Source organism: Cohnella nanjingensis, assembly GCF_014212125.1.
In the GTDB taxonomy this organism is placed as follows: Bacteria; Bacillota; Bacilli; order Paenibacillales; family Paenibacillaceae; genus Cohnella; species Cohnella nanjingensis.
The window spans coordinates 18,614-31,916 of record NZ_JACJVP010000001.1; the positions used below are offsets into that span (position 1 = coordinate 18,614).

At 61.3% G+C, this 13,303-nt stretch carries 12 protein-coding genes; 11 read left to right on the forward strand and 1 reads right to left on the reverse strand.

Annotated elements, in window-relative coordinates; all coding sequences use genetic code 11:
- The first annotated feature begins 46 nt into the window (after nucleotides 1-46).
- Nucleotides 47-2,083 (forward strand): sensor histidine kinase, encoded by a 2,037-nt coding sequence (locus H7C19_RS00070; protein ID WP_185140524.1) that lies wholly within the window; start codon nucleotides 47-49, stop codon nucleotides 2,081-2,083.
- 113 nt (nucleotides 2,084-2,196) lie between these two features.
- On the opposite strand, the gene H7C19_RS00075 is transcribed toward H7C19_RS00070, so the two are convergent.
- Entirely contained in the window at nucleotides 2,197-2,541 is a 345-nt protein-coding gene (locus H7C19_RS00075; RefSeq protein WP_185140525.1) for a helix-turn-helix domain-containing protein, read from the reverse strand.
- Between the two features lie 371 nt (nucleotides 2,542-2,912).
- Here H7C19_RS00075 and H7C19_RS00080 point away from each other — a divergent pair, with 371 nt between their 5' ends.
- The 10 genes from H7C19_RS00080 (at nucleotide 2,913) to H7C19_RS00125 (ending at nucleotide 13,242) form a co-directional block, all read left to right on the forward strand.
- The gene (locus tag H7C19_RS00080; RefSeq protein ID WP_185140526.1) at nucleotides 2,913-4,142 is read left to right on the forward strand and encodes an aminopeptidase; all 1,230 of its coding nucleotides are present in this window, start codon (nucleotides 2,913-2,915) and stop codon (nucleotides 4,140-4,142) included.
- A gap of 109 nt (nucleotides 4,143-4,251) precedes the next feature.
- On the forward strand, nucleotides 4,252-5,067 hold the full coding sequence (locus H7C19_RS00085) for a DUF2935 domain-containing protein (RefSeq protein ID WP_185140527.1): 816 nt from the start codon (nucleotides 4,252-4,254) through the stop codon (nucleotides 5,065-5,067).
- Nucleotides 5,068-5,246: 179 nt separating this feature from the next.
- Nucleotides 5,247-5,690 (forward strand): VOC family protein, encoded by a 444-nt coding sequence (locus tag H7C19_RS00090; RefSeq protein ID WP_185140528.1) that lies wholly within the window; start codon nucleotides 5,247-5,249, stop codon nucleotides 5,688-5,690.
- Nucleotides 5,691-5,789: 99 nt separating this feature from the next.
- Complete coding sequence (locus H7C19_RS00095) at nucleotides 5,790-6,401, forward strand: TetR/AcrR family transcriptional regulator (RefSeq protein WP_185140529.1); 612 nt, start codon at nucleotides 5,790-5,792, stop codon at nucleotides 6,399-6,401.
- Nucleotides 6,402-6,592: 191 nt separating this feature from the next.
- Nucleotides 6,593-7,456 carry a MurR/RpiR family transcriptional regulator gene (locus tag H7C19_RS00100; protein ID WP_185140530.1) on the forward strand — a complete coding sequence of 288 codons (864 nt, stop codon included), beginning with the start codon at nucleotides 6,593-6,595 and terminating at the stop codon, nucleotides 7,454-7,456.
- Nucleotides 7,457-7,667: 211 nt separating this feature from the next.
- The gene (murQ, locus tag H7C19_RS00105) at nucleotides 7,668-8,582 is read left to right on the forward strand and encodes an N-acetylmuramic acid 6-phosphate etherase (protein ID WP_185140531.1); all 915 of its coding nucleotides are present in this window, start codon (nucleotides 7,668-7,670) and stop codon (nucleotides 8,580-8,582) included.
- Nucleotides 8,583-8,661: 79 nt separating this feature from the next.
- On the forward strand, nucleotides 8,662-10,125 hold the full coding sequence (locus H7C19_RS00110; protein ID WP_185140532.1) for an ABC transporter substrate-binding protein: 1,464 nt from the start codon (nucleotides 8,662-8,664) through the stop codon (nucleotides 10,123-10,125).
- A gap of 103 nt (nucleotides 10,126-10,228) precedes the next feature.
- Nucleotides 10,229-11,137, forward strand: a complete 909-nt coding sequence (locus H7C19_RS00115; protein ID WP_185140961.1) for a carbohydrate ABC transporter permease — start codon at nucleotides 10,229-10,231, stop codon at nucleotides 11,135-11,137.
- Nucleotides 11,138-11,163: 26 nt separating this feature from the next.
- On the forward strand, nucleotides 11,164-12,024 hold the full coding sequence (locus H7C19_RS00120) for a carbohydrate ABC transporter permease (RefSeq protein ID WP_185140533.1): 861 nt from the start codon (nucleotides 11,164-11,166) through the stop codon (nucleotides 12,022-12,024).
- A gap of 3 nt (nucleotides 12,025-12,027) precedes the next feature.
- The gene (locus tag H7C19_RS00125) at nucleotides 12,028-13,242 is read left to right on the forward strand and encodes an anhydro-N-acetylmuramic acid kinase (RefSeq protein WP_185140962.1); all 1,215 of its coding nucleotides are present in this window, start codon (nucleotides 12,028-12,030) and stop codon (nucleotides 13,240-13,242) included.
- Nucleotides 13,243-13,303: the final 61 nt, after the last annotated feature.

Genomic DNA, 13,303 nt, shown 5'->3' on the forward strand with positions numbered 1-13,303 from the left:
TGCGCGTTTACGATGAGGTCATGCAAGGGTTGTGGGAGAGGTCGGAATGAATGGTTACATATGGAAAATGAAACGGCGGGGCGCCGGGTTGGCGGCCGTCTTCGCGCTGTGCTGCCTGATCGTAAGCGGGTGCGCGGCGGCCGGCAACGAAGAGCGGCGGCCCAAGGCAAGCGGAGGGCTGCTCGACTTGACGGAATGGTCTTTGGCGAGGGACGGCGTCGTGCCGATGGATGGCGATTGGCGATTCTCGGGCTACGGCCGGCAGGAGGATCCCCATGAAGGGATGCTGGCCGTCCCCGGCACCTGGGGCGTCCGCGAATCGGAGGACATGGCGCCGGGCAGCAAGAGCGCGGGGATCTACCGGCTGACACTCGAAGGACTGCCTAGCGGGGAATCGCTAGCGATTCGTCTGCCGAATATCTCGACGTCCTATCGGCTGTTCATCGACGGCAAGCCGGCGATCCACAGAGGAGAGGCCGGGCGCGCGGAGTCGGATACGACGCCCTATCAGCTGCCCGGTACGGTCTACTTCAGCTCGAACGGATCGCGGGCGGAACTGCGCCTTGACGTCTCGAATTATCACCACCGCACGGGAGGCATCCGCACGTCGTTGGTGCTGGGGACGGCCGAGCAGATCAATCAGCTGGAATTCCGCAAGCAAGCCCAGGAGATGGTGGTCCTCGGGTGCTTGCTGATGATCGGCATCTACCACCTGGGCTTGTACGCGCTAAGGCGCCGCGAGTTGGCGAATTTGTACTTCGCGCTGTTGTGCTTGTGCGTAGCGGGTCGTATGAGCGTCATCGGCGAAGGATTTCTCATGCACATGCTTCCTAGCCTCACCTGGACGGCTTCGGGGAAGATCGAATATACCTGCTTCGTTCTCAGCGGCTTGTTCGGCTTCGCCTATTTCAGGCAGATGTATCCGCGCGAGATCGCACGTCTTTGGGTCCGCTGCGCCGGCGCGGCGGCGATCGTCCTGGTGGGGGCCACTTGGAGTCTGACGGTGCTGCAGTTCAGCTCCGTCGTGGTCGCTTATCAGATCTACATCCTGATCCTCTGCGTGGCGACGCTTGCCGGCGTGATCGCGGCTTCGATCCGGCGGAGAGAGGGCGCGAAGCTCGCGCTGACCGGCGTGGCGGGACTCGTCGCGACGGTCGTGAACGACATTCTGTTCTATAACGGCTGGTGGCGTTCGCCGGATATGGTGTCCTTCGGCCTGCTGTTCCTGATCACGATGAATTCGTTCATGATCTCCCTGCGGTTCTCGCGCACGTTCGTCCGGGCCGAACAGCTGTCTACCGAGCTCAAAGAATGGAACAATCTGCTGGAGGAGCGGATCACGGCGCGGACCGAGGAGCTCGTGCGCATGGAGCAATCCCGCAGACAGCTCGTCAGCAACATCTCGCACGATCTGCGGACGCCGATGACGCTGTTGCAAGGGTATCTGGAGGCGCTGCGAGACGGAGTCATCAGCGAGCAAGCTCAGCGGGACGCGACGATCCGGGCGATGCTCACGAAGGTCGAGGGGTTGAACGAACTGATTCAGGATCTGTTCGAACTGTCGATCCTGGAGGCGCGTCGAGCCCAGATGACCTATGTGGTCGTCCGGCTGCCGGACTGGCTCAAGCGGCTGCGGAGCGAGTACGAGATGGAGTCGCGGGAGAAAGGCATCGTTTTCCGCTGCGAAGCGGAAGGCGAGGGCGTCGCGCAGGCGGAAGTTCGGATCGACGAACATCGCATGGACCGGGTGTTCGCCAACCTGATCTATAACGCGATGCGCCATACGCCGAAGGGCGGCGAGATTCGTCTCGCCTTCGGCGTGCGGGCGGAGAAAGACGAAGTATATGTACACGTATCCGATACGGGGAGCGGCATCCATCCCGACGACCTGCCGCACATCTTCGAGCGGTTCTACAAGAACGACAAGTCGCGGCATTCCTCGTCCGGCGGCAGCGGCCTCGGTCTGTCGATCGCCCGCGAGATCGTGGAGACGCACGGCGGCCGGATATCGGCCGAGAACCGCGAAGAGGGCGGCAGCCGGTTCCGGATCGCTCTGCCGAGATATCGAACCGGCGGACAGTAGGACGTTGCGCGGCCTTCGCCATTCGGTTCCCAATCTAACCCCGCGCCTATCGCGGCAGATCGCCTTGGCGGCCTGGCCGCGATCGCGGCGGCGCGGACGAGGAGCGCCGGCTGCTAGCGTCCCGTGCCCGTTCCCGCATCTTTATAGACGATCTCGTGCAGGAGGCCGATCGACTGCTTCCGCTGCTCGTGGTTCATGTCTTTGATGAGGCGCAGAATCTCCGAATCCTGGGCGCTGGCGGCTGCTTCCCGATGCTTGGGCGGGTTGCCTCCGATAATGTAGTCCAGAGAGACGTCGAAGAAGTCCGACAGCTTGATCAGCGTCTCGTAGACGGGCTGACGGTTGTTAATCTCGTAATGGCTGTAGGCGGAACGGGTGATGCCGATATGTCGGGCGACTTCTTCTTGCGATATGCCGCGCTCTAAACGCAGCTCTCTGAGGCGTTCTCCCATGTTCATCGTTCATTCTCCTTGCGGCGAAAGTGGAAATCAGCGTCTTCATCCTCAGACTGATGGCGTGATCCCCGGATGGAAGGGCTATATCCCTAATTTATGATACAAAATGTATCGTGTCAAGGGTTTGGAAGCGATTTCCTGTCAGAATCACCGGAAGCGCGCAAGATCAAGCGGTTTTGTGGGGAGTAAAATGATATTTTTCCGGAAAAGAGAGCGTGATGTAGGACAAGTTCATAAAATGATACATATCGTATCTTCGTCTTCTATCGGTGAATCGCGTTCCGGCCGCAGAAGCGTAGCTCGATTTTGCCGGGAAAGAGGCGTTATAATAGGAAACGTACATATCGAATCGTAAATGCCGGGAGGAATTGCATATGAAATTCGAGAAAAGCTTGGCGCAGTATGCGGCGTTGGCCGTCGAGGTCGGCGTCAACCTTCAGCCCGATCAGACGTTGTGCGTCTTCGCGCCGGTAGCGGCGGCGGAGTACGTACGTCTGATTGCGAGGCGAGCCTATGAGATGGGGGCGCGTTACGTGCATGTCGAGTGGGGCGACGAGCAGATCGCGCGGACGCGACTCGAATTGGCGCCCGAAGACGCGCTGGCGGAATTCCCGGCTTGGCGCGTGCAGGGCCGCGTCGAGATGGCCAAGGAAGGCGGCGCGTTCCTGTGGGTGCTCGCCGACGATCCCGACCTGTTGCGCGGCATCGACTCCGGACGCATCGCCGCGACGAACAAGGCTGCTTCCGCGGCCTTGAAGCCGTTTCGCGAATTCACGGTGACCAACAAAGTGGCGTGGTCGATCGTTGCCGTGCCGTCGCAGGCTTGGGCGGATACCGTGTTCCCGGCGCTGCCGGCTTCCGAGCGCGTAGATGCGCTGTGGGACGCGATCTTCGCCGCGACGCGGGTGAACGAAGATGAACCTGTCCAACGGTGGCGCGAACATGTAACGGCGCTGCAGTCGCGTGCCGATTGGCTGAACGAGAGCAAGTTCTCCGCCTTGCGCTACGCCGGTCCGGGCACGGATCTGACGATCGGCTTGCCGCAAGGCCATATCTGGACCAGCGCGGGCAACAAGAACGCCCAAGGCACGCCGTTCGTCCCGAACATGCCGACGGAAGAGGTGTTCACGTCGCCGCATCGCCTTGAGGTGAACGGAACCGTCTCCAGCAGCAAGCCGCTCAGCCATCACGGCAGCATGATCGACCGTTTCTCGCTGACGTTCAAGGACGGCCGTATTGTAGAATATTCAGCCGAACAAGGCTATGAAGCGCTGAAGCGAATCATCGACACGGACGACGGCGGGCGTTATCTGGGCGAAGTCGCGCTGGTGCCGCATCGTTCTCCGATCTCCGACTCGAACCTGATCTTCAACAATACGCTGTTCGACGAGAACGCGGCCTGCCACCTGGCGATCGGCTTCGGGTTCCCGTTCTGCATCGAAGGCGGCCTCGCGCTCAGCAAGGAAGAGCTGCTGGCGCGGGGGATTAACGACAGCATGACGCATGTCGACTTCATGATCGGGGGCGCCGCTCTGGATATCGACGGGATTCTCCCGGACGGCAGCGTCGTGCCGGTCTTCCGCGACGGCAACTGGGCCAAGTAAGAGGCGGATAGCGCCCGAACGGCAGCCAGGGTGACGCGAACCTTCCTGGGCGTTCGCACATATGGTGTGTTGTGCATCATGAGTGCCTCGTTAAAAAGGAGGATCCGCCGTGCGCAACCTAGGTGGCGATAACGCGTCCGCGCTGTTCGAGCATCGGTTCTGGCTGCAGGTGCTGGGCGATCATGCCCGCTTCATCTTGGATTCATTCGCTTCGCAAGAGAAGGACGATATCGCGAAGGCGAAGCGATTCGTTCAAGTGTTCGACGGTCTGCTCGCCGGGGCGCGAAACGCAACGGCGGGTACGAACCTCGATGCGCTCCAGCGGGAGGCCAAGATAGAGACGGACGCGCTTCGAGCCTTCAAACTGGACCTGTTGGCCCGTTCCTTGCATGGCCGATTGAAGTCTTCGCTTCCGCCGACGTTTTTCAGCCATATGGTAAATGAGCTGGAGGAGTATGTCCGGATCTTGGACGCGCTGCTTGAAGGCAAGCCCGTTCCGATCTACCATCCGCTTCACCATGACCTGCTGTGGCTTCAGGACGCGCACGGCCATGCCGGCGCGATCGCCATGGGCTTGGACAGGGTGGAAACCGACTTGCTGCACCGGAGCGTCGACTTTGAGAAGCACTTTCAGGCGCTTTATCTGAAGGCGGTAGAGATGGCGGGATACCTGCGCACGCAATTGCGGGACTTCCCGGCGATGCGCCGGTATCACCAGCAGATCAATCTGGAGATGGCGCTGTTTCGCAAGTTTCTGAGCGATCTGGAAGAGTTGGAGCTGAGGGCCGAAGTGCTCGATATCATCAGTCCGCTCATGCCGGACCATATGGCGCGGGAAGAGTGCTACTATCTCCTCAAGCTCGCCCAGTCCGGGGCGGTCCCCAATCCCGGCTGCGACCCGACCCATCCGCGCGTGGATTCTTGATTGGCGCATCACGAAGAACCGGAATCGACGGCGTTGTCGATTCCGGTTCTTTTTTTGCGCGCTGCCGCATGTCGAGGAGGGCGGAAAACCGAAGGCGCGGAAAACGAAGAAAAATATATTTACATACATACTGTATGTATGATAAATTTTCGATATCCCCCTTAAAGGAGAGAATGCTCATGATGGCGAATAGTTTCTATCCCGTGATCTTAACCGAAGACGTGAAGGCCAGTTCCGCGTTCTACATCGCCCACTTCGGCTTCGAGCCCGTCTTCGAGGCGGACTGGTACGTCAGCCTGAAGAATAGCGCCGGCCCGGCGCCGTTCGAGCTGGCTATTCTGAGCGCTTCGCACGAGACGGTGCCGGAAGCGTTCCGGAAAGCGGCGCAGGGCGTCATCCTCAACTTCGAGGTCGCCAGCGCGGACGACGCATACGAGCGGCTCATTGGGGAAGCGAAGCTCCCGCTCCGCCAGCCGATTCGCGACGAAGCGTTCGGCCAGCGGCACTTCATCACGAGCGATCCGAATGGCGTTCTACTGGACGTCATACAGATCATTCCGCCTTCCGAGGCGTACGGGGAACAGTATCGCGAGCAGGTGTGGGCCGACGGCGAACCGCGCTGAAGAACGCCCGCCGAAGAGAAGGCATGCGCATGAACAGAACGGCCGGCGAGGAGGAGACATCCGCATGAACAGAACGGCCGGCGAGGAGGAGACATCCGCATGAGAAGAACGCAAGCCGAGACGAACGAGACGATCCGCAAGCTGATCGAAGCGGCGAGGGCCGTGTTCACCGAACGCGGATACGCCCCATCGTCCCTGGAAGAGATCGCACAGCGGGCGGAAGTGACGCGAGGCGCGGTCTATCATCATTTCGGGAACAAGAAGGAGCTGTTCCGGGTCGTCCTCGAATCCGTGCAGCAAGAGATCGGGGAACGCGTCGAGCGCGAGGCGTTGAAGCGCGGCGAGCCGTGGGAGCAACTGGAAGCGGGCTGCATCGCCTTCGTGACGGCCGCGGTCGATCCGTCCATGAAGCGGATCCTGCTGGAAGACGGGCCCGCCGCGGTGGGCTGGGAGACCTGGCGCGAGATGGACGAGCGGAACGCCGTCCGGCACTTGCGGGAGCAGCTGCAGGACATGAAGGATCAGGGACTGCTGAGACCGGTATCCGTCGAAGCGCTGACGCACTTTCTCTCCGGCGCGCTGAACGAGATGACGTTGTGGATCGCCGAGGCCAACGACCTCCCGCGCGCCATGACGGAGATCCGGGCAGTCTTGGAAGGCTGTCTGGCCGGCTTCAAGCTGCCGCACGGATCCGATCGACCAATCGCTTAAGCGGGATCATGCATACGAATTTCTTGAAGTTTAGATAGATTCGCGCCGGCCATCCAAATCCGAATTATCGCGCTTTGTCGCACGTACTTCGGGGCATGTTTTCTTGAATTTCGACCTATAGGCGCTTAAGATGAAAAGGTGCCGCCATTGGCGAAAAGGCACGAGAACCTAGAGGCGAGTAGGGAAAAGACATGGCGATTCACGATAATATTTTGATCAAGATCCGCGAGCGGAAGGAGAGTCTGACGCCGGTCGAGCGCAGGGTCGCCGACTACGTCCTGGCCAACCTGGAGGAGATTCCGCACTTATCCATCAAGCGTCTGGCGCAGCTCAGCAAGACGAGCGACGCCTCGGTCCTCCGGTTCTGCAAGACGATGGGTTACGGCGGCTACCGCAGCTTCATCGTGAGCGTGTCCGCCTCGCTGGGCTCGATGGATGAGGAGCATCGCGATCCGTATACCGACATTCAGCCCGGAGACGATCTATCCGTCATCATCGCCAACATCTCCCGTAACAACTGCCGCTCGATCGAGGACACGCTCAGCGTCCTCGACCGGAACGAGGTGGCACGCGCCGTTCAGGCGCTGCGCGAGAGCGGCAGGATCGTCTTCTTCGGCATCGGAGCATCCGGCTTGGTGTGCCGGGACGCGGAGCAGAAGTTCTCGCGCATCAACAAGATGTGCCACGCCTATACCGACGGGCATAGCCAGCTGACCGCGGCGACGCTGCTCGGCAAGGGGGACGTCGCGATCTTCATCTCGAACTCCGGCGATACGGCCGAGATCCTCGATACGCTGGAGATCGCGAAGAAGAGCGGCGCGCGCCTCATCGCCATCACCAAGTACAACCGGAGCGAACTGGCCGACAAGTCGGACGTCGTCCTCAGCATCTCCACGCCGGAGGTGACGATCCGCAGCGGCGCGATGGGCTCCCGGATCGCCATGCTGACCGTCATCGACATTCTTTTCGCGGGCGTCGCCAGCGCGGAGTATCCGCACGTGAAAAAGTACTTGACCAAAACGCACGATATCTTGTCGGGCAAGCACCGCAGGTAATCGTAACGGACATCGGCCCCGCTGCGGACGGTGTCTTTATTTGTCGCATTATCGAATTAAAATTTCAAAAACAAATTTTAGATCAAAATAAAATTTCAGAATCTATTGACGGCCATCGGTCGCGCCACTTAATATAAGCCTCAGAAACGGGCATGGCGCATCTCCCGGTCGAGGTCCAACCCACATCCCAATCGGAGTAGGAGAAATGGCGATGAACGATGACTTTGCGGGATTGACGACGGAGCGAATCAACGAGGAGACGCTGGCGATCGACGAATGCACGACCGAACAGATGCTGCAGCTCCTCCATCGGGAGGATGCGAAGGTCCCCGCCGCGGTGGCTGCGGAGATCCCGCAGATCGGCAAAGCGGTAGACGTCCTCCATCGCGTGCTCCGGCAGGGCGGACGGATGTTCTATATCGGCGCAGGGACATCTGGCCGCATCGGCGTTCTGGATGCTTCGGAATGTCCCCCGACCTTCGGGACCGAGCCTTGGCAGGTGCAAGGACATATCGCCGGCGGGGACGCGGCTTTGCGGCTCGCGGTCGAGGGGGCGGAGGACGACGCGGAGGCGGGGGCGGCGCTCATCGATCGCTGCGGGGTGACCGAGCGGGACGCGGTGATCGGGATCTCCGCGAGCGGATGCGCGGCGTTCGTCGTGGCGGGCGTGCGGAGGGCCGCCGAGATCGGGGCGGCGACCGTCGGCGTCGTGAACAACAAGCGTTCGAAGCTGGAGGAGGTCTGCGATATCTGCATCGCGCCGATCGTCGGACCGGAGGTCATCATGGGCTCCACCCGGCTGAAGGCGGGAACGGCGCAGAAGCTGGTGCTCAATATGCTGACGACTTGCACGATGGTGAAGCTGGGCAAGACGTACGACAATCTGATGGTCGATCTCCATGCAAGCAACCGCAAGCTGCGCGACCGCGCGCTGCGCATTCTGACGGCCGCGACGGGCGTCGACGCGGATACGGCGGCGGAGGCGCTCGAACGCGCTTCGATGAACAGCAAGATGGCGATCATGATGCTCAAGACGGGCTTGGACGCGGAAGAGGCCGAACGGACGCTAGCGGGGGCCGACGGCAACTTGAAGGCGGCCATCCGCGCCGGCAGCCGGGTCGTCTAGTCCCGGCAACGCGGAGCGCATGGGGGTCCCGCGAGAATTGGGTTAAAGCAGAATTCCAAATTGGAGGAGGAAGGTCCCGATGACCAGAAAAGCGCATGTACTGGCGTCCGTATTGGCCTTAACCGTCTCGATGACCGCGCTAGCCGCCTGCTCGTCCAACAGCAAGGACAACGGAGCGAGTCCGAGCGGCTCGCAAAGCCCGGCCGGCTCCGCAAGCGCCGGCGCCGGCAGCTCGGGAGCCAAGGATACGATCACCGCGCTGCTCCCTCCGGTGTCGTCCGGCTTCCAGGACCGGTTCGAACAGCTCTCCAAGGATTTTAACGCCCAATACCCGAATCTGACGCTGAAGATCGAGCCCGCCAGCTGGGAGGACATGACGCAGAAGCTGGATACCCAGGTGAACGCGGGCAGCCCGCCGGATATCGCGTTCATCGGGTCGGAGGGCATCTCCAAGTATGTACAGCAGGGCATGATGATGGATATTACCGATTCCGTCACGCCCGAGATGACCGACGACTACGACAAGACGCCGCTCGAGTACATGAAGAATGGGACCGGCCTCTATGGTTTCCCGGCCTACATGGAAGTCCACGCGATCGGCGGCAACAAGCAGTTCCTCGAGGAAGCGGGCATCGATTGGAAAAAGGTGCAGAAGGACGGGTGGACGTTCGACGAATTCCGCGAAGCGATCAAGAAAGGCGTCGTCAAGGAAGGCAACGAGACGAAGCGATACGGCTTCGTATTCGCCACCGCCGGCGTCACCTCCAAGGACTACTTGAACATTTTGATCAAGAACGCCGGCATGCCAGCCTCCTTTACGACCGATCTGAAGTACGCCTACACGAGCAAAAACTTTCTCGAAGTGCTGAAGGACGTACGCGTCATGATCGATGACGGCTCGATGCCCAAAGAGCTGAGCTCCATCGACGCGGGCAAGCGCTGGAACATGTTCCTCACCGGCCAGACGATGATTACCGGCAAAGGCCTCGCCACGTTCGAGAACTCCGCCAACAAGAACAACGCCAAGATCGACGCCAACGACGGCAGCGCCGTCAAAGGCAGCATCAAGGTCGATTACATCGTCCTGCCGGTACCGACCTTCCTGGGTCAAGAGCCGAAGTCGAGCACGGTCGTCGACGGGTACGTGACGTTCAGAGGCAAGAAGGAGCCGACGGCGGAACACAAAGCCAACGTCGTCAAAGCGGCCTACTTCCTGGCGAGCGGCCAGGTCGCGGCGACGACCAATAACGACCTGTTCGCCGCGCACATCTCCAAGAGCGGTAGAAAAGCGGCGGAGAGCATGACGGTGAACCGCAATCCGGACAACGTCGCGGCCGTTCAGACGCTGCTGTCGCACGCCACGCCGGCTCGCCCGGACATCCCGGCGGAGCTGGGCGCGAAGGCGATCAAGATCGAAGACGAAGTGATCATCCCGAAGCTGCAGGCGCTGCTCGCGAACGAGATCAAGCCCGAGGAGATGTACGAGGCGGTCAAAGCCGCCGCCGTCAAGGCGTTCGGCGCGGACGGCGTCGTGACGGACTAAGCGATCCCGATCGGACGGCCGCATGCGCGCCATGCGGCCGTCCGTGTCCCGGTTCAGGCCATCTTGAAGGATGAAGGGGAATCCGGCGATGACGACTCCAACGATGCAGACCGCACAGCAAGCGAAGACGGGCAGGAAACGTAGGATCCGAGGAGACGGCGTCTGGGGCTACGCCTTCATCGCAGTCGCCTTGCTGGTCTACGCGATGTTCACGGCTTATCCGGTGGTCAGCGCCTTCTTCATCAGCTTTCAGCACTACAAACCGCTCGGCTCGACCTTCACCGGCTTCGACAACTACGCCGCGACCTTCCGCGATCCGCTGTTCTGGAAGTCGATCCGGAATACGCTGCTCTATACGGTCCTCACCGTACCGGTCGCCCTGGTGCTGTCCTTCTGCGTGGCGATCCTGATTCTGCCGCTGAAGCGGCGGCTGCAGACGACGTTCAAGGCTATCTATTACCTGCCGGTCGTCGCTTCGGGCGTGGCGCTGTCGGTGGTGTGGCTGTGGATCTTCGACCCGATGCCGGCCGGCATCTTCAACCGGTTCATCGCCGTCGTCGGCGCGCACAACCAGAACTGGCTCGGCTCGAGCGCGACCGCCATGTTCTCGCTCGTGATTATGGCCTGGCTGTCCAGCCACGGCGCCAGCATCATCATCTATCTCGCCGCGCTCTTAGGCGTGGACGAGAGCTACTACGAGGCCGCGGAGCTTGACGGCGCGACGTTCCTGCAGAAGCTGTGGCATATCGTCATTCCTTTTCTGAAGCCGACGACGTTGTTCCTGCTCGTCACCGGCGTGATCGGTTCGTTCCAGGTGTTCCAGAACGCCTTTCTGATGACGGGCGGAGGTCCGGACAACGCGACGACGATGGTCGGGCTGCTCATCTTCAACAATGCGTTCAAATATTTCGAATACGGCAAAGCCGCCGCGCAGTCGCTGATCCTGGCGGTCATCATCGCGGGCATCTCTCTGTTTCAATTCAAGTTCCTGGGCAAAGACGTGGAATATTAGAAGCGCAGAGAGGAGAGGGTCGCCGGATGGCGCTGTACCGCAAGCATATCGGACGCCGCAGCACCCGTAGAATCCGCAACGCGGCCATTATCGTCATTCTGCTGCTTTTCGCCGCGGCGACGCTGTTCCCGATCTACTTCATGATCATCTCCTCCTTCGGGGATCCCGTCGAAGCGGCCGCGATGAGCTACTCGCTTTGGCCCGGCAAGATCTCGTTCGCGTCCTACCAATTCTTTTTCGATTACAGCACGTATTCCCTCCGGTGGATCGGGAACTCCGCGCTCGTCGCCGGGAGCGTCATGATCACCAATGTGGCGTTCGCGAGCCTCGCCGGCTACGCGTTCTCGCGGATCCGCTTCAAGGGAAGGTCGATTCTCTTCAGCCTGCTGCTCTGCGCCATGATGATTCCCTATCAAGTGACGCAGGTGCCGCTCTATATTCTAATCGTCAACACCTTCCACATTCAGAACACGTACGGCGCCCTGATCCTGCCGGGCGTGGTGACGGTCTACAACATCTTTCTGGCCAAGCAGTTCATGTCGACGATCCCGAACGAGATTCTGGAGTGCGCGAAGGTGGAAGGCTGCAATCAGCTCCAGATCTATCTGCGGATCGTCCTGCCGCTGTCGAAGACGGTGCTCGCCGTGATGGCCATCCTCACCTTCATGGACAGCTGGAACACGTTTTTCTGGCCGTTTCTCGTGACCAACACGATGGATATGCAGACGATTCAGGTCGGGCTGAAGAACTTCCGCTTCGCCAATACGACGTATTTCGCGCCGATGATGGCAGGAGCCACGGTCTCGGCCCTGCCGATGTTCATCTTATTCTTCAGCCTGCAGAAGTATTTTCTGGAAGGCGTAACGGTGGGAGCGGTGAAAGGATAAATGATGGACCCAACATCCAAGAACGCGGCGCCGCAAGATCGCCGCTACGCAGTCGGCCTGATGTCGGGCACTTCGGTGGACGGCATCGATGCCGCGTTGATCGAGATTCGCGAGGGGGCGGCGTCGGAACGCCCTGAAGTCCGATTGATCGCCTTCGAGAATACGCCCTATCCGGCGGAGGCGAGGGATGAGATCTTCGCCTTGTTCGACCCGAGTCGGGCGACGGTGGACCGGCTCGGGCTGCTGAACGTCTGGCTGGGCGAGCTCTACGCCGAGGCGGCGCTGTCGGTTATCGGGAGCGCCGGAATGGCGCCGGAGGACGTCGCGGTCATCGGCTCGCACGGACAGACGATCTACCATGCCCCCGAGCCGCAGCGCGCGGACGGGTACGACTTGCGCTTTACGGTGCAGATCGGGGAAGGGGCGGTGATCGCGGCGCGGACGGGCATCCCGTGCGTGTCCGACTTCCGTCCGGCCGACATGGCGGAGCAGGGCCAGGGTGCGCCGCTCGTGCCGTTCACCGAATATTTGCTGTACCGCGAGGAGCGCCGCACCCTGCTGCTCCAGAATATCGGCGGCATCGGGAACGTGACGGTCCTCCCGGCGGGCGGCGGGCCGGAGCGGGTGTACGCCTTCGACACCGGCCCCGGCAACATGCTGATCGACGGCGTCGTCGCCGCGCTGTACCCGGGGATGACGATGGACGCCGGCGGCGCGATCGCCGCGGGGGGCAGCGTCGACGGGCCGCTGCTGGACCGGCTGCGGCAGGAGCCGTATTACGCGCTGCCTTGGCCGAAGTCGACGGGCCGCGAGCGCTTCGGCGCCGCCTATGTCGCGGAGCTGCTCCGCTATCGCGAGGAGCGCGGGATGTCTCCGGCCGATCTCGTCGCGACCGTCACGCGACTCACCGCTTGGTCGATCGGGGACGCCTACCGGCGATGGATCCGGGACCGCGATCCGGCCGAGCTGTTGATCGTGGGCGGCGGAGGCAGCTACAATCCCGTGCTCCTGCGGTTCCTGAAGCAGGAGATGGAGCCGATGGGCGTGCGGGTGGCGACGCAGGAGGAAGTCGGGCACCACAGCGACGCCAAGGAGGCGATCGCGTTCGCCTTGCTGGCCGACTACGCGATCGCCGGGCGGCCGAACAACCTCCCCGCGGTGACGGGCGCGCGCCGGCCGGCGGTCCTGGGGAAGATCTCCTACGCGTACCGGGAATAGATCGTTCGCGAAGAAGGACGAGCAGAGATGGACTCTCTGCTCGCCCTTTTTTGATAGGCAG